Source organism: Methanosarcina mangrovi (assembly GCF_052057765.1).
Classification (GTDB): Archaea; Halobacteriota; Methanosarcinia; order Methanosarcinales; family Methanosarcinaceae; genus Methanosarcina.
Genome location: NZ_CP195120.1, coordinates 2,506,817 through 2,528,446, shown reverse-complemented (window position 1 = coordinate 2,528,446; position 21,630 = coordinate 2,506,817). Strand labels below are relative to the sequence as shown.

The window sequence follows — 21,630 nt, the reverse complement described above, 5'->3', positions numbered from 1 at the left end:
GAAAATTATTTTTCCAGCATGGAGCACATTTCTCCAAATTATTGTTTCTCTAAATTGCGCACTTGTCTGCAGTTGTTTTTGATCTGGAAATAGCTGATCTGAACTTCCTGTGAGGCAGGGGAGAGAACTGAAAGATTTCCTTCAGGATTCCGGAACAGATCGACCGATTAATCAGGAACCACCGTATTTGGGAAAAACAAACTAAATCAAAAAAGAACAATCAGAAGAAATAGAATCCGAAGAGAAGAGATAGAAGAAATAGAATCGAAAAGGACAATCGGAATATACGGGCTTAATACTGTCCACCAACTTATTCCTATATCCGGGTTTCCTCTTTGTCCATTCCCAGGATGAGAGGACTTACTTTATTATCCATTTTTTCGATCAGCCCGTTCATCTGGCAGTACCATTCGTCAACATTCTTTTTTACCACCCGCTTCATTTCCCAGGGTTCGATAGCTACATATTCATGATAGTATCCTCCGCTTTCCAGAGATTTTGTTTCCCTGTAAACAACCCCACACGTTATGAGGTTCTGCAGAGAACGGTACGCAGTACTTCTTTCCCTGTTAAGAATTCCCCCAAGCCTGTCGGTTGTTAGAGGCCCGTGCATGAGCAGGACCTTGTATGCTTCGATGTCAAGAGCCTTCAAGCCGAGCACACATTTTACCATATCTTCACATCTGAAGCTTGTTCTGATCATCTCGTGAATAGAATCAACCATAAAACCACAATTTGAGAAATTTCGTTTTCATTAAAGCTAATCAGGGCAGATCTGTTTTTTTCCACTCTTAAATCCAATCTTTTCTATCCTTATTTGAGGATCACAGGAAAAAGCAAGTTTTTCGGACAATCTGGCAAATCAGATATTTGCAGACTTCCGTATACTCGCTTCCAGTGTGGTCCTTCTCTCCCTTTCTAATTAGAGTGTCCGGGTTTGTCGATGACCACCTGCGGAATCTCCGCTTCCGAAAAGGGAAAGGGTCATTATCCTGTGTACCATCCCTGTGGATTAAAGTAGAAAAGGCGGTGTCGAATCAACGTCCTGTCTTCTTTGTAGCAGAGTTCAACTTTCTCTTCTGCCCAGATAATATCCTTCAGGAAATAGCAATCTCTGGTATTCTCTTTTATTGTTCCTGGAGCAAGGATCTCAAAATTAAAGAATTTCTTTATCCTGAAAAGAGATAGGACTTCGGAAAGAAGAGTTAATTTTCTCTCGCCATGTTCCCCTATATTGATAAAGCTGGGTGGTTCAAGGAAAGAGTACCACATTGTTTTACCGTTGCTGAGAGGCATATGCATTTTATCCTTTTCGGGGATTGACAGCTTTTTTTCGAACACCGTTTTCCACTCCTGTGATCCTCAATTTGCCATTAATGCACACATACTATATATAACGTTATGTTTAAGCAAACATAACGACTTGAAAATTAATGGTAAGGTAAAAATGGAAAAGCCAGGTTAAACAGAGAGGTCATGAGAAACGTCAACTTGTACTGAAAATTGCCTGGACTATAAAATTTCAGAACCAATAAAGGACCTGAATATAAGAAATTTCGGAAAAATAAATTAAGAAAATTAAAAAAAGGCCAGGATTTTTTGGAAAACGCTCACGTCTCGAGCAGCCTGAACAAGTCTCAGACTACCTCTGTTTCAGACTACCTCTGTTTCAGACTACCTCTGTTTCAGACTACCTCTGTTTCAGACTACCTCTGTTTCAGACTACCTCTGTTTCAGACTACCTCTGTTTCAGACTGCCCCTGGCTGAATTTATACGAACTTATACCATTCTGAAACCGAGACCGATATTCTTTCCCGAATCCCCGAAATGGTTCCTTACTTTAGTTTTCCTCAGACCAGTTCGGCCTTCACGATTTTTACTTCGGTTTTCGGGCGGTCCTGACGGTCGGTTTTTACCTTTCCCATGGCATCGACAACGTCCATGCCTTCTACAACCTTTCCGAAAACAGGGTGCATTTTGTCAAGGTAATTGTTGTTTACGAGGTTAATGAAGAACTGGCTTCCGCCTGTGTTCGGGCCTGCATTTGCCATGGAGATAGTGCCCTTGTCGTTCCTGTTGTGCTTTGTGAACTCATCAGGGATCTCATAACCAGGTCCTCCCATACCTGTTCCTGTCGGGTCTCCACCCTGGATCATGAATTTATCGATTATCCTGTGGAAGATGACGCCATCATAGAAGCCCTGGTCCACAAGTTTTGCAAAGTTTCCCGCAGTAATCGGCATGTCCTCAAACAGTTCAATAGTGATATCGCCCATAGTGGTGTGTAAAACCACTTTCTTTCCCTTCCATACAGCCATTTATTTTCCTCTAAAGGTCTTTTAATCTGATTATTAAGCGTGCCTGGCTTTTTGCCGGCTTTTTGTGCATTGTATGTTCGCCTTGCATGTAAATCCTGCGCTTCCCGAGCTTCGCCTCCCGAGTTTCGCTTCGGGATCGCAGGAAATCGAAGATTTTCTGGGAGTTGCGATGTAATCGCAACAGCACGAGGTCCTTTTCACTCGCTTCGCTCGTTCAAGAGGACTACTTGAGGGTTTTTACAGTTAGTTTCGCTCAAGAGAACGAATTTATAGGTTGTAGTAGTGCGTCTCATTCGGGACTACAGGTTAATAATAGTGAGCTCATTCAAGAAGGTTGATTTGAAAGGTAACAGCCTTCATTTTCTTCTAATTGCACTGTGCGTTCAACATTCTCTGTTATTTTTTACTTTTACAGGATGGGAAAAAGGTCTGGACTTCGGGCATTTCATGAGGCAAAAGGGAGAGAAATTAAGTCTCTTAATTATTCGTTATTGTTATGGATTTTAGATGCCCGAGTGTTCTATTGATATCGTATTTGAGGAAGGCTATTGAAAAGAAAGATTTGAAACCTGATAGAACTCTCCAGAATCTATTTATTTAAACGTTAAAATATATTTATAATTAATTCAAATATATAAAGTTTTTGAGTGAGATTTGAAGCTTCTCTTTTCTGGAGGCACAAATTGAGACTTTTTTTTCTACACTTTCAAAAAACAGTTGTTTAAATTTTAAGGGAAATGAAAAAAATTGCACAAACTTTGCATAATATTGTCCGTTTAAAGGCACCTCACTTATTTAATTATTTCATACAAATCCTCACGTTTTTATAGGCAGCTTAGTTTATTTTTTATTGGGAAGAAATTACGAAAAGTTCCGTTAAGTTACGTCAAATATTGTTAAAATTAGATAGAAGTTCCTTTAAGTTCCTTTAAGTTCCTACGGGTTCCGATAGGTTCTGATAGGTTCCGAAAAAAAATAGTTCCGACAAACGACAGTGGGGGAAATTATTATGGACAGATTTCAGGTTTTTTGCCTGTGGATAGCCGCAGGACTCCTCATTATTCTATCTGTGATCCCGGTTTCGGCAGAAACGACCTATGATGCCGGGAAAATTCTTGATGAAAACGATGACATAAATTTAACAGAATACTCAACGGCTTCGTACAACGAAACCGAAGTTGTTGAAGAGGAACTGGGGCTGGGGCTCCGTTTTCTTGAATCGATGCTTCGGCTGCTCAGCCTCAACCTGAACCTCATAAACCAGACCCTCAGTGACCATTCTGCGGAATATCCTTTCCTGCAGCCTACAATAGAGGGAACGTCTACAGGCATAGAAGCCGTGGACTCTTCGATTGTCTTCGTGGAGGATCCCACGAACATGAGTAAAGCAAATTCAGCCATGAACAGCTTCGACGGTGCTATTTCAGACCTGAACGCAAGCCTCGTATATCCGCAGGACATGCTCGATGCTGCAAATGCAACCCTCGGACAACCGGAAGCCACAACCCCGATACTTGAAGACATGTACAAAATAACAAAGGCGATGGTCACGATTTATGACCATATTTAAGACTTAACGGAGAGGACGGGATCCGTGAGACTTTAAGGTTTTTTGTGCTCGGGTCCCAGCTTATCTTTTCTACTTTTAAGGTTTCGGGCAGTTCTTTTAATTGGAGAAATTATTAGCGTGAACCTTAATTGAGTGCTTCCGTGTTTTAGATCACCCGATCCGATGGGGTTTGAGCCCGGCGGTTTTAGCAAAATAATGAAGACATAAGCTGAACTGTGGCAATTGAATCCGAGAATATCAACTAAGTCTGCAGACATGAAGAAAGGAAAGAATGGTTAAAGGTGTAAAGGGATTTGTTGAAAATATGACTTCATAACTTGTAGTTAAAACTCCCCCTTTAGTCAATCTATTTATCAAAGCTGAAAGCCATTTGTCACAGACCATTTTTAAAGCATTGATAGCATACAGGTTTCTCTTTGGAAGTGTCTACTGGTTTGCCGCATTTATGACAAAACTTTTCCTTATACTTTGGATTTCCAAATCTGGCCCATGAATTATAACAGTCGATACAAAACGGTTCATCTGGGTTATACCTTATTTTTTCCCCACAACGAATGCAAGATCCAGAATCATTAATTAGGTCCTGTTTAGAGTAGTTTGCAATTTCCCGGAGGAAAACAGACCCGTATCTTTCAAGTTTCTTTTGCCCTACTCCTGTAATACTTAAAAACTCGTTAGAGTTCTTTGGAACCTTAGAGCATATTTCTTCAAGAGTTTTATCCGTGAATATATAGTACGCTGGTACATTTTCCTGTTCTGCAACTTTACTTCGAAGTATTCTCAATCTCTCGAAAAGATTCAGATCGCTTGAGCTACTATCATAACTTGCTATTTCTTTTTCACTTTCAATTTTCTCTTCTGTTTTCCATTGTTCGTTTACTTTTGAGGGCTCGATTGATCTTGAAACCCGATCATCGATCTCACTATCCCTTGGCACTATTTTTTCAACTGTCACTTTAATTTCTTCACTGATCCTGAATAACCTTCTCGCTTCATCATAAATATCTGAGTATAGTTTTGGGTCTTCGTCCTTTGCCACATATATACCCATTTCATAGTTATTGACCTGTGAATACTCGTACAAATTCATTGAGGTGACAATTGCCTCACTTTCATTTAAATAACATTTTGCATGTAAGTCCTTGCAAAACCCTGTACGAACGGAATTAAGTTGCTTAAGCCAATTATTTTCATCAGGCTGCAGTTCATTTTTTCCATAGACTATTGTTATGTTAATTTTCATTCTGTCTTTATCTTCAATTAAATCTTTAAGCTTATGATTTATTTTCAAATATGGACTAATTATAAAAACTTCTTGCCTCGCGTTTTTGATTATTTTTGTTAAATGATGGGTAGTTCCTTCAGTGTCTAAAAACTCAGCCATCTTTTTCCCCCAGTTATTTCAATTACGTTAAAACACTTTCTAAATCAATTAAGTATGAATACTTAAGAACTTTTTTTATATAATACTTGTCCAGACAAAAATATAAATAAATCTAAAATTATACAATTGTCGGTATTTTATAAAAATCGGCAACAGTTTATCCTCATCCAAAAGCTTTTTATAGCAAGTACCGTATTAGACATTGTAGTACACAAATATACATTAGTGATAATTTATGCACGATTCAATCCTCCACATCCTCAACACAACAAAGACCCGGATCCAGACTTTTGGGGCCGACGTTCATAAGGAAGAAACGCAACCGCAGTTCCAGAAAAGAGACTTTATTGCCGCCGTGGCAGCTGTAAGGGCAGATGGGCGGGTGCCTGTAATTGCGGAAGTCAAGCCGGCATCCCCGGGGAAGAACTTCAGGGACATACCGCCGGCAGCGGCTGCCGAGCTTGCATGGGAGATGGAGGAAGCCGGAGCTGTTGCAATTTCAGTTCTCACAGAGCCTGGGGTGTTTCGGGGCTCACTCGAAAACCTGAAAGAGGTCAGAAAAACCGTATGTTTGCCCGTACTCAGAAAGGACTTCATTATTGACAGGCTGCAGCTTGAGGAAGCGGGAAGTGATCTCATACTCCTGATTGCAGGCATCCTGGGGCAGGAACTCGACGCTTTTGTTGACCTTGCTCTTGAAAAAGGCTTTGAGCCACTGGTAGAAGTCCACAACAGGGAAGAGCTCGAAATTGCGCTGGAAACCGATACAAAGCTCATAGGGATTAACAACCGGAACTTTGAGACCCTTAAAATTGACCTGGCTACCACAGAAGCACTTGCACCCCTTATCCGGGAGTACGACCTGGACCATGGGACAAGCCATATCATCATAAGCGAAAGCGGGATGAATGGTCCCGGGGATGTCAGGCGTGTGGTGGAGGCAGGGGCTGATGCTGTATTGATAGGGTCTGCACTTATGGAAAGTAACTCTGTTTTTGAAAAAACTAAAGAATTCGTCCAGAGTTTTTGCTGGCGTGAATAACTGCTTTTCTTTGGCTTATCGGAGCTTTCAGCCTGCGGAAATGAGGTTGAAAAATCCGTTTTCATTTCAACACTAAATTCTGTTCATAATATCACAACGAAAAAGCTCGGGAATCAAAAATTCAAAATTCAAAAATTAAGGCTCACAAAATCAGGAATCAAAAATCAGGAATCAAAAATCAGGAACCAAAAATCAGGTACAACGGAGTAATCGAATTGACAGGAACTAAAACTTCAGAATCTCAGCTAAAAGGGAAATACGGAAAATACGGGGGACAGTACGTACCCGAAGTCCTCATGCCGGCCCTGGAAGAACTGGAAGCAGGGTATGAAGAGTACAAAAACGACCCCGAATTCCTTGCAGAGCTTGACCATTACCTCAGGGACTTTGCAGGCAGGGAAACGCCCCTTTACTTTGCCCGGAACCTGAGCAAGAAATACGGGACAAAGGTCTACCTCAAGCGGGAAGATCTGGTGCATGGGGGTGCCCACAAGCTAAACAACGCTCTCGGGCAGGCCCTTCTTGCAAAATTCATGGGAAAGACCAGGCTTATCGCCGAAACCGGGGCAGGACAGCACGGGACTGCAACAGCAATGGTTGGAGCAACCCTCGGGTTTGAGACCATTGTCTACATGGGAGCAAAAGACGTCAAACGCCAGCAGATGAATGCTTACAGAATGGAACTCATGGGGACCGAGGTAAAAGCCGTGGAGACCGGCTCAAAAACCCTCAAGGACGCGATCAATGAGGCTTTCAGGGACTGGGTCACGAACATAGGAAATACTCACTACCTGATAGGTTCGGTTGTGGGTCCTCATCCCTATCCTGTAATAGTCAGGGACTTCCAGAGCGTGATCGGGCGGGAGGTAAAGGAACAGGCGATGGAAAAAGAAGGCAGGCTGCCGGATTCTATTATTGCCTGTGCGGGCGGTGGGAGCAATGCAATGGGGATTTTCCATCCCTTTATCGAAGACAGAGAAGTCAAACTCATTGCCGTAGAAGCCGGGGGAAAAGCCCTGAAGTGCACGGAAAAAGCTGCCCTTCACTCAGCTTCCCTCTGCGCCGGAGAAGAAGGTATCCTGCACGGGGCCCGGACAAAGGTCCTGCAGGACAAAAACGGGCAGATCCTTGAATCCGAATCCGTATCAGCAGGGCTTGATTACTCGGGGGTAGGCCCGGAACTTGCTTACCTTTCGGAAAGCGGCAGGGTTACAGCCCGCTATGTCACAGACGATGAAGCGCTTGATGCTTTTAACGAACTGAGCCGGCTCGAAGGGATTATTCCGGCTCTTGAGTCCTCCCATGCCCTTGCCTACCTGAAAAAAGCCGCTGAGTCAGGGGAACTTGGAGAGTTTGTGGTAGTGAACCTCTCAGGAAGAGGAGATAAAGACCTGGAAACCGTCCTGAGCCTGAGAAAGGGGGTCTGAAATGGTAGCTGAACTTAGGGCAACTGAACCTAGAAAACAAAAAATTTCAGAAAAATTCGGTGAACTGAAGCAGAAAAAAGAAGGAGCCCTCATCGGCTATGTGATGGCAGGGGACCCTTCGGCAAAGGCAACCTTCGGGATTGTAAAAGCCCTGGCAAACGGGGGCGCGGATATAATCGAGCTCGGATTCCCGTTTTCAGACCCCGTGGCTGACGGACCTACCATCCAGGCAGCAGGACAGAGGGCACTTGCAGCCGGCATGGACATTGAACGCTACTTTGAGCTTGTCAGAGCCCTTGAGGTTGATGTCCCTCTTGTGTGCATGACCTATTACAATCCGGTGTTCAGGTACGGCGTGGAAAAATTCGTAGCACATGCCGCAGAAGCCGGAATAAGCGGGCTCATTATCCCCGATATCCCGGTGGAAGAAGCAGCTGACCTGAAGAGCAGCTGTGAGAAATACGGGCTTGATCTGATCTTTCTGGTCGCACCCACGACAACCGACACAAGGATCCGGAAGATCGTGGATAGAGGCTCGGGCTTCATCTACTTGGTATCAAGGCTCGGGGTTACGGGGGCCAGAGAAAATGTTTCAGGTTCCACAAAAGAACTGCTCGCCAGGGTAAAAACCGACATTCCGAAAGCCGTGGGGTTCGGGATCTCAACCGGAAAGCAGGCTGCAGAAGTCAGAAAAGCCGGAGCGGACGCTGTAATTGTCGGTTCGGCTTTTGTCAGGATCATCGAAGAGGGAAATGATGTAAACGAAAAGCTGGAAGCCCTTGCAAGGGAGCTCAAATCCGGCATACTTGAAGCAAATTGAAACAGGAAATTAAAAAGGAGGCAGACTGATGAAGGGAATGAAAGAATACATTAAGAAACTGGAAGAAGGCTCTGATCTGAGTTCGGAAGAAGCCGAAGCCGCAATAGGGGAAATTCTCAGCACAGCTGAAGACGAAGAAATCGGGGCATTCCTGTTAGCCCTGAGGGCAAAAGGAGAAAAATCTCAGGAAATTGCAGGTTTTGTGCGGGGCATGAAGAAAGCCGGAAATACCATCAAACCGGGAACCCCTTTCAGGGTCGTGGATACCTGCGGGACAGGGGGAGACGGGCTCAATACAATCAATGTCTCAACCGCAGCTGCAATCGTGACTGCGGCAGCCGGGGTTCCTGTAGCCAAGCATGGAAACCGGGCTGCAACTTCAATGTCCGGAAGTTCGGATGTGCTTGAAGCTCTCGGAATCAAAGTGGATCTTGCCCCGGAACAGGTCAGGAAGACCATCGAAAAGATAGGGATAGGGTTTATGTTTGCCCCGGTTTTCCACCCTGCAATGAAGCGGGTTGCAGGGATCAGGAAAAAGCTCGGGGTAAGGACGGTTTTCAACATCCTTGGGCCCCTGACCAACCCGGCAGGAGCAAAAGGGCAGGTTGTGGGAGTTTTTGATAAAAGCCTCTGTGAACCGATAGCTTATGCCCTTGCCGAGCTCGGGACCGAACATGCCCTTGTGGTGCACGGGGATGGGATGGACGAAATCTCAAACACCGGGGAAACCTTTATTGCGGAATTAAAGGATGGAAAAGTTTCCACATGCACCATTACTCCGGAGTCTATGGGGATGCTGCGGGCAAAGCCCGAAGACATCAAGGGCGGCACACCGAAAGAAAATGCCCGTGACCTCCTCTGCATCTTTAAGGGACAGAAAGGACCCAAGAGAGACCTTGTTGTCCTGAATGCAGCTGCAGCCCTGTATGTAAGCGGAATCGTAGGCTCAATCCGGCAAGCGATCCCCATCGCCGAAGATGCGATTGACAGCGGGAAAGTAATGGTTAAGTTCAACCAGTTCCGGAATTTCACTGCCGAACTTTCCAGCCAGGGCAAAGAAAAGGGCTCTTGCTCGGAAGAAGCTTTTCTTGCCTCTTCCGATACGTCCATGTTAAGCCCGGCTTCCGGGGAAAAGGCATGAAAACAGGGCCAAAAACAAGGGTAAAAATCTGCGGGATCCGCAGTCAGGAAGATATAGAACTTGCAGCTCTTTACGGTGCCGATGCCGTGGGCTTTATCACGGAAGTCCCTGTGGAAAGCCCTCGGAAACTCGATTCGGATACCGCTGCTGCCCTCATTGCAAAAGTCCCGAAATGCCTTGATTCGGTAATGGTCATAATGCCTGAAACCTCTGCCTGCGCCCTGGAACTTATCGAGAAAGTAAAGCCGGACATAGTGCAGATCCACTCAGGTCTGCTTCTAAGCGAACTAAAAACCGTCAGGGAAAAGACCGACATCCCAATCATTAAGACCCTTTTTGTGCCTGCCGGAGGGGGAGCTTCCAAACTCCAGAACCTTGTAACACGCCTTCTTGAGGAGGTCCGCGAGCTGGAAGAAAGCGGCACTGTGGACGGTGTGCTTCTGGACTCAGGGATTGCAGGAAAAACCGGCGGTACAGGCTGTGTACATGACTGGAACCTGAGTCGGAGAATCGCGGAAGAAACAAAACTTCCCCTTATCCTTGCCGGCGGGCTCAAACCCGAGAATGTGCAGGAAGCTATCAGGGCCGTTTCTCCCTATGCTGTGGACACGGCTTCAGGGGTAGAGACCCTGGGGAAAAAAGATGCTGTGAAAGTCAGGAAATTTATTGAAGAAGTGAGGTGTACCGATGCTTTCCTTTGATCTTGGAAAAGAAGAATTTCTGGAGCTTGTCTCCGGGCTCGAAAAGCCGGGCCTTGTCCAGCTCTTTGCAAAAGTTAACGGCTGCTCCCCTGCCTGCTCTCCCCTCGAGCTTTACGGATCCCTGAGGGATTCGGGGATAACGGGCTACTCTTACCTGCTTGAATCCGTAGAAAAGCAGGAAAGCAGGGCGAGGTACTCTTTTGTCGGAAACGACCCTGATGCCGTGCTGAAAATAAGTGACCGAAAAATTTCCCTTGAACTCCTGAACCCAAAAGCTTCTCCTCTCTTTGAAGCTATCTGCGCAAAGATGGCGGAAGTTTGCGGCCCGGGAACCGCAGAAAAGGAATCAAAGAAAAATACAGGTCCGGAAAAGTTTACGGTTGCAATTCCGGAGGGAAAAGATGTTTTTGATGCCCTTCGCCTGGCTTTTCCTCCTGCAAACGGGATAGAACTTTTCAATTCCAGGCGTTTTGAGAGACAGACCTTTCTGGGAGGGGCTATTGGCTATACAGCGTACGATGCAATCTATGACAGCTGGTTAGGGGTCAGGAAAGGTTTTGAATCCGATATCCCCGAACTACAGTACCTCCTTGTTTCGAAAAGTTTTGTCCTCGACCACCTGACTGAAGAAGCCTACATAGTTGTCACCCCCTTCGTAAGCCCGGGTTCGAATGCAGGAAAAGTGTATGAAGAAGCGCTCATGGAAGCAGAAAGGCTTTACTCCGTAATTAAGAAAGTTGCCCTGCCGGAAGATATATCAAAGGCATCGGTAGAGGGGGCAATTGTATCTGGAGCAGTTTCTGACCCAGGAGCAGTTTCTGACCCGTCTGCAGCATCAGGTTCACGTATGCAGGTCTGCAGCGTTGACAGGTCGGGGTTTGAGGAGTCCGTACTCCAGGCAAAGGAGCATATTTTTGCAGGGGATATTTTCCAGGTAGTCCTTTCCAGAAAATGTGAGTTCAAAATGGAGCAGTCTCCTTTCGAACTTTACATGCAGCTCCGGGCAATAAACCCGAGCCCTTACATGTATATTTTCGAGTTTGGGGACCTTGCAATTGTGGGGGCAAGCCCTGAAACCCTGTTGACCGTACACAAACGCATTGTTATCATAAACCCTATCGCAGGCACCTGTCCGAGGGGAAAGTCCGAAGCTGAAGACGAAGCCCTGGCTTCACACATGCTCAATGATGAAAAGGAAAAAGCAGAGCATGTAATGCTCGTTGACCTCGGGCGAAATGATGTCCGGATGGTCTCGGAAAGCGGCTCGGTTAAGGTCTCAGGCTTTATGAAAGTCCTGAAGTATTCCCATGTCCAGCACATCGAAAGCACGGTTTCTGGAACCCTCAGGCCCGAGTGCGACCAGTTCGATGCCTTCAGGGCGGTATTTCCTGCAGGAACACTTTCGGGGGCCCCGAAAATTCGAGCAATGGAGATTATTTCCGAACTTGAAGCCGTTCCGAGAGGGATCTACGGTGGCGGGGTCGGGTATTATAGCTGGAACGGGGACGCTGATTTTGCAATCGTAATCAGGACCCTGCTTATACAGGGAAAAAAGGCTTCGGTGCAGGCAGGGGCAGGGATTGTAGCGGATTCCGATCCTGCATATGAGTTCAGGGAAACCGACCGGAAAATGGCAGCAATGCTTGTGGCTATCGGCGGGGAAATCCGGGTTGAAAAATGAACCCGGAGTGAGGAAATGGCGAATCCGGGAAACAGTGAGTAAATGAAGATAATTATGGGGTTGAAATCTGTGGACAAAAATTTACAAAGGGACAATTCAGGAAAAATGGATTTAATGAAAAAGCTTTCCGAAGAAAAAGGAAGTAAAGAGATAAATCAGGACGAAAAGGCTGAAGGAGGTATTTTCAGATGAAAATCGTTTTCATAAATAACAAAGATTCCTTTGTATGGAACCTTGTCGACTACATTTCATACTTTGAAAAAGATACCATGGTCCTTCCCAACACGGTTACCCTGGAAGAGTTAAGGGATATAAAGCCCGATGCGCTGGTGATTTCACCCGGGCCCGGAAACCCGTCTGACCCGAAAGACATTGGAAACTGCCTGGAGATCATCCGTGAAATGGGCAGGGTAACTCCTCTCCTTGGGGTATGTCTGGGGCACCAGGCTATCAACGTAGCTTTCGGAGGCCCTGTCAGGCGATGTAAGGTGGGACCTGTGCACGGAAAGAGTTCCAGGATCCAGCATACGGAATCTCCGCTCTTTACAACACTTAAAGAGCAGTTTGAAGCCGGACGTTACCACTCCCTGGAGATAGGAGAACCGGCTCCCGGAATAAAGATTACCGCACGGGCAGAAGACGGGACCATCATGGCAGTTGAACATGAAAAGTATCCTATCTATGGTCTGCAGTTCCATCCGGAATCCGTGCTGACCCCCGAAGGGTTAAAAATAATAGAAAGATTCCTTGAAATTTCAAAAAACTTTAATAAAAGGCAGCCGGCTGTTTAAAACAGCCAGGAACTTTTTTCTGCCTGACCTTTAATTTTTCCTTTCCAGTAGTTCAGGTTTCAGATTATTCTTCCTTACCTTCACCTTCTTCCTCAGCCTCTTCTTCGAAGAATTCCTCTTCCGTGAATTCCTCATTGGGTCTGCTACCTCCATATCCTGCAGGCTGAAGATTCTGCATATCTGAGAATTCACTTACCGTCTGGGAAATGAGTTGAGGGTATTTTACAATCTGTTCCCTGGTAACGAACCCTGTCTCTTCGGAAGCTTCTATAATTCCTTCCCTTGCAGTTTTTGCTGCGTTGCTCAGGTCTTCAAGTTGTTTTTTGCTCGCGAGGTAAGCAATTTCTTCCAGTGCCATGGTTGTCCAGAGGGTTACAACTTCCATTCTTTTTTCAACGGCCCCTCTTCCGATCATTTCAAGAACCTTAACAGCACTCCCTGCAGGCTCCAGCATATCCGCCTGTGAGGCTCCTTTTCCGATTTCCTGTGCGGCCTTTGAGAAAGACCAGAGAGCGTTGGAGAAGTCTTTTTCTACGGAAGAGTCTGCAAGAGTACCAATAGCCTCTATTGCATTGGATGCAACATTTTCAATCCTTTTCTGAACAGCTTTGTTGCCGATATTCCGGAGTGAAATCGCAACCCTTTTTAAATCGTTCTCAAGATTTGTGTTGAGCAATTCTTCCCCGAGTTCTCGGAGATATCCGATATATTGAAGTGCATCATATTCGTTTTGTTCCCTTACTGCCTTTTCTCCAGATTCTCCGAGTTCAATAGCTTTCTGTTCGTTTAATGAGAACATGTTTAAACCCCTTTGCAGTCAAATACTGTAAAAAATTCTGGTTTTGAGAATTAAATTATTTATATAGGAATACTCTGATATTAGTCTTCCTATATTTTTGGGAATTTTTAGAGAGTTTTCAGGTTTTTATGTTAAAAAGAGACGTACACAACTCCGAAAATCAAATAAAAAACATTTTGGAACCTCAATAGAACATAAACCATGTTCGGGTTGCTTATTGTGAGATGGTTGATAGCCGAATAAGAGGACTAATTTGGCAATTATAATTTTTTCGATACAGGAGAGCGATTTTCCCAAAAAGAAACATGAAGAGAAAAAACAACAGCAAAAAACGACTGAAGGCACCTATAAGAAACTATCGAATAGAAATGGCCGGAGAAGAGTTCTTTTTCCAGTTTTTTTCACCTATTTTATCTCTTTTCATTTGACGGGCAGCCGGGCAAGCTGGCGGCTACATCCTAAAATCAGAAATAAAAATCTGATTTCCGGGGTTCACGAGAGGTATTATCCGAACAAAAGGCTGGCTTCAGCCCTACAAGAGGCAGAGAAATAATATGGGGCGATTTCCAGAGATCCCTAATAATATTTGCCGATTTAGTAATAACTAAAAATTAATTTAAAAAGTAAAACGACAACTTTATTTTTTATATAAATGATTTTATAGAGTCATGGGTTTTTATATATTGGTTACTTATTCGGTCACCTGAAAAGGTACCGGACTAATTGATCAAATCCGCCAAACATTCACATAAAAGGAAAAGAGTTAAATGCATTTCCTACATAATATATATTATATGAGTAAAAAACTCAACCGGGGTTCTGGCATATTTACCCGTGTGAGTACCAACAACACAACCTCCAGGGCAGGGGAAAGGGTTCCACTCCTTACCTTTCCCCTTCCAGAATAAACTATTCTTAAGACTTAAGTATAAAGAAGAAGGAACGGGACAACCATAAAAAACGAAGGAGTACCCTCCGAATTCATTCTTGACTTAAAAAGATAAAGAGCTGTTTTAAAGAATTGTTTTACGGCATCCCTACAGGGCTCCTCGGAGTAAATTCGAAAAATCAGAAATCTTCCATCAGGGCTGCGGCATTTATTGCAGCTTTTTCAAGCCCTGCATCTGCAGCGCACCTTCCGATGTCCCTGATTAAAGAAAAAAAATCTTCATTGAAGGTTTTAAATTCATTTTCCGAATCTATACAAAAATCATGGAGTTCTTTTAAACAAAACTGGCTTGCAATAGCTTCCTTTTCCATTCCCTGTCTGACAGCTTCTTTTCCTACTTCTTTAAGGGAGATGGCGATCAGTCTGAGAGAAAAAAGAGTTTCCATGTCAGCTGTTTTTTTCCCCAGAGCTTTAAGAGCAAGAACAGTCTCAAGCACCGCTTCACTAACGCCATTTCTTGCAGCTTCCTGTCCAACCAGCCCGAGGGAAGCTGCAGAGTTAAGAACACAAGCTGTCATATTTTCCTCAGCTGCCGCCAGCCCCAGGGATTTAATACACTCGATTGTCCCGCCTGTTACCTCCTGCGGGGGGCTATCGGAAAAAAATCTTATGCCAAGCTCACCCAGCTCATCTATTATCCGGAGAAGCCGAGCCTCTTCTCGAACCCTGACAGCTTCAAGTCCGGGCTCACGCAGGAGGATTTCTTCTGTTAAAAGCACATTTAGCCTCCAGTTCCACAGCCGTTATTACAATTTATGAACCCGCAGGTTATTACTTTTTCGTATTTTACCGATATGTCTTTGTCAATTTCAAAAGCCGGACTAAAAAAACAGGAGTCGGGAGAAAAATCCGGTTTAGAAATTGATTCAAAAATTGGCTTAAAAATTGATTCAAAACTTGGCTTAAAAATGGGCATAAAAATTGGCTTGAGAAGATAATTGATTAAAAAGAAAGCTGGTTAAAAAGAAAGTTGGTTAAAAAGAAAGTTGGTTAAAAAGAAAGCTGGTTAAAAAGAAAGATAGTTAAAAAGAAAGCTGGTTAAAAAATAGAACTCAACAAAGGAAAAAATAAGTGAAAAAGGAAGAAAAAAGCAGCATTTAAGGGGCTCTTCTCGAATTAGAGGTTTGAATAAACCTTTTCCTGTAGCTCCTTTATCTCCTGAAGTTTTTCAGTTTTTTCAACTGTTTCCGTGACTCCAGGGAATTTAAAGCTGTCGAGAGCCATTTCCGCAACAATAGGAGAATTGGTCAGGTCTTTTTCTTCAGCCTGTACTTTCAGGGTTTCAAGTGCCCACTGGCTCTGGAGTACAGCCTCACGAAGCTTGTTCTTCAATGAAAGTTTGCCTGCATCCTCAATTGAGAGAGCTACTGAACTCAGGGCCTCATCATAGTATTTTTCTGCAGCAAGCGCACCTATTTCCTCAAGCAGCAGAAGGGTGCTGATAGTTTCGGCCTCAAGGCTCTGTGCAGCTACTTTTTTTCCCACCTCTCCAAGGCAGGTTATTGCATTAAGCAAAGCTTCTTCCATACCCTGTAATGCAGCAGCAACTCCTATATCTCTTAGGAGCATGGAAAAAGCAACAATTTCTTCCTGATCTTTCTTCTCAGGAGGGGAGAGATTCCAGATTTCCATCATGGTAGTAGCGGCTACCTTTGAGCCTGCTTCCTGCGAACCTGAAGCGGACGTTCTCCCGAGCTTCCCTGCCTCTATCATAGTCCTTTTCAGAATGTACCCATATCCTTTTTTCCCGGCAATTTTTGCCAGTTTTCCGAGGGCAAGAACCGAGTTGATAGCAACCAGTTCCATTCCTTCCTTTGCAGCTGCCTGTGCGATATCCGAGATTGAGAGAATTACCCTCCAGACATCTGCCTCTTCATTTTCAGAGAGAAAATCTTCTGCAATTCCTGTAAGGGAATCCAGGGCCTGGAAAACTTTGCTCTCATTATTTTCCGCAACTGAAGATAAACCTGTGTCGACTGCCTCTGCCTCGTTTAATGTGATCATTCTTTTTGCCCCTCTTTATCAGTCTATAGTAAAAGCTTCTATAGTAATCAAGCTTCAAGCCCGTTTTTCTGCATATTCGTACAATAATTGTTATCCTTTATATGCCATTTAAGAATGTTGCACAGCATAAAATAATTCCGCTGATACGATTGATATACGGGATAATATTACCTGGCTTACTCTATGAAATTAGGAGATTATTAGTGTTGCTATTTTGTAATGGAGATGCTTCTATGAGAAGCCTGAGGTTTGAAGCTGTCGGTGAACCTGAAGAGCAACGAACCTGGAAAGCGTCTTTTTATGGAGAATAAAAAGCTTTCTTCAAAACTCCAAGAGAACGAACTTTTCAGGAAAACAGAGCTTTTTAGGAAAACAGAACTTTTCGGAAAAACAGAACTTTTCAGAAAAACAAATCCTTTCGGAAAAACAAATCCTTTCGGAAAAACAAATCCTTTCGGAAAAACAAATCCTTTCGGAAAAACAGATCCTTTTGGAAAAACAGATCCTTTCAGAAAAACAAATCCTTTCGGAAAAACAGATCTTTCGAGTAAAAAATGAAAAAAAAATTAAAGTAAGAACCGGATCTATCCAGTCAAAATAATTCATTCAAAAGATTCGGCTTCATGTATGTACTCGGAACCATTAAAGGTCTCAATGGAAAGTTTTGATACAAGCATATAACTTACCAGGAACTTTTCTTTTGGCTCAAGCATTATTGTCCCAAGAGCATCAGCAGCCTTTATAATGACATTTTCGAAATTTCTGAAATCAGCGTTTGTAAACTGGTTTTCAATATAAAAAGGCATATACTGGAGAGGATGGATTTCTCCCCTGTGTTCCATAAGGAAACCCAGAGTACCCTGAAGCTCATCAGATATTAATTGCTCATCATTTCCCTGGGGGAGAGGCGGAAGCGTGCCTGATGCAGGAGAAAGAAGACCGCCATTTTCCGGAACCTTTGCGTTCTTTTGCCTTGATGTCTCTTTTCCTATTGCTCCTATCGCAAGAGAAGATACGAGAGATTCCCTTTTCATCCTGTGAAGGGACGCAGAACTTGCAATCTCCCCGAGGTAAGCAACTGCGATCCTGACTGCTGCTTCCATTTCCTGTCCAACAGCGGACTTTCCGACTGCATAGAGAGAGTAGATGATACTTAACCCTGTATCGGACATTTTCTGTTCTCTTGCAGCTTCAGCCATCCTCCCAAGCGAAATGAGGGAAATTAAAACCCCGATCTCCATTTTTTGAAGGGCAGCTGCATTTCCAATATCTCTTATGCTGATTATAGCTCTTTTTGCATCGAGCTCAAGCCCTTTATTTATATACTTCGTCCCCTGCTCTGTTAAAAAATCTATGGACCTCAGTACACCAAGTTCATCATTTTCCTTAACCGAGCTCAATCCAAGGTCTATTGCCCCATTTTCGTTCAAAATAGACATTTAAACACCCCAATTTTCTTATCCCCGGAAAAAACATCTGTATATCAGTCTCACCGGCATTCAGGCCTCTTCCATATTAGAAGCAGGTACTGCACAGTTCAGGCATTCGCATGAGTTTTTGCCTAGAATGTTCCTTTATAAGGCTCGAAAAACTTATAAATCAATGTCAGGAAACTTTCTCTTTCCCCTCAAATTTTTGTTCAGTTTTTCTTCCAGTTTTTCTAGACCTGAATCCTCAAAATCCATGAGAGCCACCTCAGCTATGAGCGATGCACTCACAAGATATCGGTCCTGAGCATCAAACTTGATGGTTTCAAGAGAATAAGCTGCCTGGAGCAGTACCCTTTCAAGCCCCTGCATATCGGCAGTCCTCCCTATATCCCCAAGTAAACGCACGCTGGAGTCAGCAGTTTCTTTCAGGTTCTTTTCAATGGCCTCTGTTCCTATTTCCTGCAACAGAAGTTCAACGTTTAAAGCTGCGTCTTCGAAGTTCTGGTTTGCCGCAATTTTCCCCGTTTCCCCGAGTAAAGTCACCGTGCGGTTTGCGGCATCCCCCAAACTTTGATTCGTTACGCTTTTTCCAATCTCCCCAAGAGCAAAAATGACTGCTATTGTTTCTTTTCTGGTTCTTGTAAAGGCTGCAGTATTGCTCATTTCACCAAGACAGGAAGCTGCAATCTTTGCGGGAACTTCCATTTTCTGCCCTCCTGCCGCCTTTCCAATTTCTCCAATAGCAAGGGCGATACTGACAACGGCATTTTCTAACCCCCGCTTGCAAGCCTCTTTTGCAACAGGGGAGTAAAGAAGAAGAGCATTTGTAACAACCAATTCCAATCCAGCAAGTGCTGAAGCTATTCCTATCTCCTTTATACGTTCGATTAGTCTTTTAGCATCACTTTCCAGTCCTTCCTTTGCGTATTTTACCGCAAGCTCAGAAAGGTAGTAAAGTACCTCCAATATACTGGCTTCGTCTTTCTCCTCTACTGAAGCCAGCCCCATCTCTAACGCCTCGTCTTCATCAAGAGGTAGAATCCTTCACGCCTCCAGATTCTCTCTTGATTAAGTATGGATATGTGAGGATATTAGCTTTGTTATGAAAAAGATAAGAAAAGTGATCCGAAGAATTCTCCCTGTTTCTTTAGAGATTAGAAAATTTTTAAACAAATACCGGATAGGTTTCGGATGCCTTCGAAGTGAAAAGGCTTGCAGCAATACCAAAAACTATAAATAGAATTGTACGGTAGTAAGATACCGGTTGCTTGCGAGATCATCAAAGCCTCATTTCACACACACACGAGAATCGAAACGATTACTCTAGAAGGATAGGTTTCATCCCTTCTTCCTGTCCGTTCCTAACGTTGGCTCGTGAGCAACTACTCTCTTATCTTTTCTCTCAAACCCTGAGATTTAATTGAGATTATACTGCGGAAGCGCAGAGGGTCATGAATACCCTGACCTTCGGATCGGGGATGAAGTGAACACTCGCTGGCTGTTTTGTATTCGCTTATCCGTATTAATCATCGTTTCTTTGTAAAAGGAGTTTTTTTGACAGCATAGCCACAGGTGGTTCCAGCTACCCATAGCCTGGATGTGATACGCTTTGGAATTGCACATTTTTGGCCATGGCTATGGTCAAATCACCTGCTACATCGTACTGGCAAGTTCTATTCTACAAGAAAGGAAGCAGTTCTTGCAGACTGTTCAAGTTTCATCCTTAACTGAGAAAACGATTTTAGGGTGGAAGTCTGTGGTCGGGTGGAAAATTCTATCGATCCGTTGGGAATGTAACTGCTGACAAATCAAGCACTGCGTTAAGGAGTCGCAGAGAAAAACGAAAACAGGTTTTAAATCACGTAGTGTTGAAGTCCAAGCAACGGGAAATTAACGAGTTCTAAGTACCGGAATGACCGGGCAGACAGCCTGAAGCATATCCCGTCCGCTGGGCGGGGTACCGCACGTAATTTGATTTTATGGAAACCCCGATTTGAATAGACAAAGCAAATGTTTTTTTCTCGCGGTTGCTTTTCTTTGGTCTTCTCAGGCTATAGCTCCACCGGAAAAGTGATAGATATAGTAAAGAGTACAGAATACCAGTATTGCAAGAATTGCTTTGAAATCCATGGTTCGACTCCTTATTTGTAGCTATTTTTCTCAGGCTATGGCGCCGGCTGAAAAGTGGTAGATAAAGTAAAGAGTACAGAATACAAGTATTGCAAGAATTGCTTTGAAGTCCATAATTGCTATCCTCCTTTTAAAACTATCAGGAAAAATCCGTTTTGTGCGTAAAATTAGTAGTGAGGCGCAGGTATATAAAAATGCCGTTTTGTATCGTTTTTGGGTTCCATTCCTGTTTTTTTCAGTCTATTTATGTTTTTATTTTTTATCCGGCTGTCTATTCTGATTTTTAAGGTTTTCAGAACCTTGAAATAGCCAATCCAGAGGTTGATTCGAATTAATAATCAGGAGAAAATCCTTTCTTCTTTTGCAAAAGTAATCTTATATATTTTCCAGTAAAATTATACTTTGGGATCAAAATCGGGAGATGTTTTTCGAATATGCTTTCTATTTCTTTTTTCTGCCGGAGCCCGGAAAAAGTATTCATTTTTTTTATCCGGACTGATGTCAACTGCGGGAAGGATAAGGCTCTCATCTAATTTACAGCTTCATTGGTGGAGATAATACAGGCGGAAGGCGATATATCTGAACACAGGCGAAGTAAAAGCGGCTCTGCAGTCCGGGGACTATCCGACGGAAAAAGAAGCTTTCAAGTGTGAGTTGATAAGCTTTGGAGAGGTTGCTCGCCTCTCCAGGCTTCTTGCCTGGAAAATCAAAGCTTCGGGTTACCATCCCGACCTGATCATCGCTATAGGAAGAGGAGGCTATGTTCCCGGAAGGCTGGTTTCGGACTTTTTGCTTTTCAATGATCTTACCTCAATAAAAATCGAACACTATATGCGGGGAGCGGAAATGAAAGCAGAAGCCAGAATAAGATTCCCGCTTTCTGTCGACATTAGCGGGAAGAAAGTACTTATTGTAGACGACATCACCGATACGGGAGAGACCCTGCAGCTTTCGGTTGAATACATGCAGAGCCTTGGACCTGTTGAGGTCAGGACTGCAGTCCTCCAGCACAAGACCTCTTCTTCTTTCGTTCCGAATTTTTATGGTCAAAAGGTTGTCAAGTGGCGCTGGATCATTTACCCCTGGGCTCGCTATGAAGATCTGGCGGGCTTTGCGGAAAAGACTCTCGGGGATAGAACCCTCGATATCTCCCGGATCATCGCCGAGTTTAAAGATAGGTACGAGCTTGAGGTAGGGGAGAAAGAGCTTCTTGAAATCCTGTACGATCTTGCTGAGAGAAACGAGATCGAGAGGGTTGAAACGGACAATGTGGTCGGATGGAGAGTTAAGGAGAAGTAAGTGGGAAAATAATTAAACTCTATTTTTATGGAATGTGGCTTTTTGTAAGTATCTCAGTAATTTTCTCCTCCCTTTCTCCTCCATTCCCGGATTTTCAGTGGCGTTTTTGCAGCCTGACAAGGGTAAGAAGAAATAAAAAAGGA

21 protein-coding genes and 1 pseudogene are annotated in these 21,630 nt (G+C 43.8%); 12 read left to right on the top strand and 10 right to left on the bottom strand.

Going from position 1 to position 21,630, the window contains the following annotated elements; translation table 11 throughout:
• Nucleotides 1-316: 316 nt before the first annotated feature.
• The 4 genes from ACSAZL_RS11245 to ACSAZL_RS11230 all read right to left on the bottom strand — a co-directional run bounded on the left by ACSAZL_RS11245 (nucleotide 317) and on the right by ACSAZL_RS11230 (nucleotide 2,520).
• The gene (locus ACSAZL_RS11245; protein WP_440948750.1) at nucleotides 317-724 is read right to left on the bottom strand and encodes a helix-turn-helix domain-containing protein; all 408 of its coding nucleotides are present in this window, start codon (nucleotides 722-724) and stop codon (nucleotides 317-319) included.
• 263 nt (nucleotides 725-987) lie between these two features.
• The gene (locus tag ACSAZL_RS11240; protein ID WP_440948749.1) at nucleotides 988-1,341 is read right to left on the bottom strand and encodes a hypothetical protein; all 354 of its coding nucleotides are present in this window, start codon (nucleotides 1,339-1,341) and stop codon (nucleotides 988-990) included.
• A gap of 510 nt (nucleotides 1,342-1,851) precedes the next feature.
• Nucleotides 1,852-2,319, bottom strand: coding sequence for a peptidylprolyl isomerase (locus ACSAZL_RS11235; RefSeq protein WP_440948748.1), 468 nt, complete (start codon nucleotides 2,317-2,319; stop codon nucleotides 1,852-1,854).
• 33 nt (nucleotides 2,320-2,352) lie between these two features.
• Nucleotides 2,353-2,520 carry a hypothetical protein gene (locus ACSAZL_RS11230; RefSeq protein WP_440948747.1) on the bottom strand — a complete coding sequence of 56 codons (168 nt, stop codon included), beginning with the start codon at nucleotides 2,518-2,520 and terminating at the stop codon, nucleotides 2,353-2,355.
• Nucleotides 2,521-3,328: 808 nt separating this feature from the next.
• Here ACSAZL_RS11230 and ACSAZL_RS11225 point away from each other — a divergent pair.
• Nucleotides 3,329-3,889 (top strand): hypothetical protein, encoded by a 561-nt coding sequence (locus ACSAZL_RS11225; protein ID WP_440948746.1) that lies wholly within the window; start codon nucleotides 3,329-3,331, stop codon nucleotides 3,887-3,889.
• Nucleotides 3,890-4,262: 373 nt separating this feature from the next.
• On the opposite strand, the gene ACSAZL_RS11220 is transcribed toward ACSAZL_RS11225, so the two are convergent.
• Nucleotides 4,263-5,273: an HRDC domain-containing protein gene (locus ACSAZL_RS11220; protein ID WP_440948745.1), complete on the bottom strand. Its 1,011-nt coding sequence runs from the start codon at nucleotides 5,271-5,273 to the stop codon at nucleotides 4,263-4,265.
• Nucleotides 5,274-5,508: 235 nt separating this feature from the next.
• On the opposite strand from ACSAZL_RS11220, the gene ACSAZL_RS11215 reads away from it, so the two are divergent.
• The 8 genes from ACSAZL_RS11215 to ACSAZL_RS11180 all read left to right on the top strand — a co-directional run bounded on the left by ACSAZL_RS11215 (nucleotide 5,509) and on the right by ACSAZL_RS11180 (nucleotide 12,876).
• The gene (locus tag ACSAZL_RS11215) at nucleotides 5,509-6,315 is read left to right on the top strand and encodes an indole-3-glycerol-phosphate synthase (RefSeq protein ID WP_440948744.1); all 807 of its coding nucleotides are present in this window, start codon (nucleotides 5,509-5,511) and stop codon (nucleotides 6,313-6,315) included.
• 215 nt (nucleotides 6,316-6,530) lie between these two features.
• Nucleotides 6,531-7,742 (top strand): tryptophan synthase subunit beta, encoded by a 1,212-nt coding sequence (trpB, locus tag ACSAZL_RS11210; RefSeq protein WP_440948743.1) that lies wholly within the window; start codon nucleotides 6,531-6,533, stop codon nucleotides 7,740-7,742.
• Between the two features lies 1 nt (nucleotide 7,743).
• Nucleotides 7,744-8,562, top strand: coding sequence for a tryptophan synthase subunit alpha (gene trpA / locus ACSAZL_RS11205; RefSeq protein ID WP_440948742.1), 819 nt, complete (start codon nucleotides 7,744-7,746; stop codon nucleotides 8,560-8,562).
• A 28-nt stretch (nucleotides 8,563-8,590) separates the two neighbouring features.
• Nucleotides 8,591-9,703: an anthranilate phosphoribosyltransferase gene (trpD, locus tag ACSAZL_RS11200; RefSeq protein ID WP_440948741.1), complete on the top strand. Its 1,113-nt coding sequence runs from the start codon at nucleotides 8,591-8,593 to the stop codon at nucleotides 9,701-9,703.
• On the top strand, nucleotides 9,700-10,404 hold the full coding sequence (locus ACSAZL_RS11195) for a phosphoribosylanthranilate isomerase (protein WP_440948740.1): 705 nt from the start codon (nucleotides 9,700-9,702) through the stop codon (nucleotides 10,402-10,404). The genes trpD and ACSAZL_RS11195 overlap by 4 nt, the downstream gene beginning before the upstream one ends.
• Nucleotides 10,391-12,085 (top strand): anthranilate synthase component I, encoded by a 1,695-nt coding sequence (gene trpE, locus ACSAZL_RS11190; protein ID WP_440948739.1) that lies wholly within the window; start codon nucleotides 10,391-10,393, stop codon nucleotides 12,083-12,085. The genes ACSAZL_RS11195 and trpE overlap by 14 nt, the downstream gene beginning before the upstream one ends.
• A 42-nt stretch (nucleotides 12,086-12,127) precedes the next feature.
• Nucleotides 12,128-12,277: a hypothetical protein gene (locus tag ACSAZL_RS11185; protein WP_440948738.1), complete on the top strand. Its 150-nt coding sequence runs from the start codon at nucleotides 12,128-12,130 to the stop codon at nucleotides 12,275-12,277.
• On the top strand, nucleotides 12,274-12,876 hold the full coding sequence (locus ACSAZL_RS11180) for an aminodeoxychorismate/anthranilate synthase component II (RefSeq protein WP_440948737.1): 603 nt from the start codon (nucleotides 12,274-12,276) through the stop codon (nucleotides 12,874-12,876). The genes ACSAZL_RS11185 and ACSAZL_RS11180 overlap by 4 nt, the downstream gene beginning before the upstream one ends.
• Nucleotides 12,877-12,940: 64 nt before the next feature.
• On the opposite strand, the gene ACSAZL_RS11175 is transcribed toward ACSAZL_RS11180, so the two are convergent.
• Together ACSAZL_RS11175 and ACSAZL_RS11170 are read right to left on the bottom strand one after the other, a co-directional pair.
• Nucleotides 12,941-13,675 carry a hypothetical protein gene (locus ACSAZL_RS11175; protein ID WP_440948736.1) on the bottom strand — a complete coding sequence of 245 codons (735 nt, stop codon included), beginning with the start codon at nucleotides 13,673-13,675 and terminating at the stop codon, nucleotides 12,941-12,943.
• Between the two features lie 1,068 nt (nucleotides 13,676-14,743).
• The gene (locus ACSAZL_RS11170; protein ID WP_440948735.1) at nucleotides 14,744-15,343 is read right to left on the bottom strand and encodes a hypothetical protein; all 600 of its coding nucleotides are present in this window, start codon (nucleotides 15,341-15,343) and stop codon (nucleotides 14,744-14,746) included.
• A 36-nt stretch (nucleotides 15,344-15,379) separates the two neighbouring features.
• Here ACSAZL_RS11170 and ACSAZL_RS11165 point away from each other — a divergent pair, with 36 nt between their 5' ends.
• Nucleotides 15,380-15,562: a hypothetical protein gene (locus tag ACSAZL_RS11165; RefSeq protein ID WP_440948734.1), complete on the top strand. Its 183-nt coding sequence runs from the start codon at nucleotides 15,380-15,382 to the stop codon at nucleotides 15,560-15,562.
• A gap of 178 nt (nucleotides 15,563-15,740) precedes the next feature.
• Here ACSAZL_RS11165 and ACSAZL_RS11160 read toward each other — a convergent pair whose 3' ends face one another.
• The 3 genes from ACSAZL_RS11160 to ACSAZL_RS11150 all read right to left on the bottom strand — a co-directional run bounded on the left by ACSAZL_RS11160 (nucleotide 15,741) and on the right by ACSAZL_RS11150 (nucleotide 19,066).
• Nucleotides 15,741-16,628 carry a hypothetical protein gene (locus ACSAZL_RS11160; RefSeq protein ID WP_440948733.1) on the bottom strand — a complete coding sequence of 296 codons (888 nt, stop codon included), beginning with the start codon at nucleotides 16,626-16,628 and terminating at the stop codon, nucleotides 15,741-15,743.
• 602 nt (nucleotides 16,629-17,230) lie between these two features.
• Nucleotides 17,231-18,067, bottom strand: coding sequence for a hypothetical protein (locus ACSAZL_RS11155; protein ID WP_440948732.1), 837 nt, complete (start codon nucleotides 18,065-18,067; stop codon nucleotides 17,231-17,233).
• Nucleotides 18,068-18,220: 153 nt separating this feature from the next.
• Nucleotides 18,221-19,066, bottom strand: coding sequence for a hypothetical protein (locus tag ACSAZL_RS11150; protein WP_440948731.1), 846 nt, complete (start codon nucleotides 19,064-19,066; stop codon nucleotides 18,221-18,223).
• 641 nt (nucleotides 19,067-19,707) lie between these two features.
• Here ACSAZL_RS11150 and ACSAZL_RS11145 point away from each other — a divergent pair.
• Both ACSAZL_RS11145 and ACSAZL_RS11140 read left to right on the top strand, forming a co-directional pair.
• Nucleotides 19,708-19,962: pseudogene (locus ACSAZL_RS11145) on the top strand (transposase); the annotation flags it as partial.
• Nucleotides 19,963-20,842: 880 nt separating this feature from the next.
• Nucleotides 20,843-21,487, top strand: a complete 645-nt coding sequence (locus ACSAZL_RS11140; RefSeq protein WP_440948730.1) for a phosphoribosyltransferase — start codon at nucleotides 20,843-20,845, stop codon at nucleotides 21,485-21,487.
• Nucleotides 21,488-21,630: the final 143 nt, after the last annotated feature.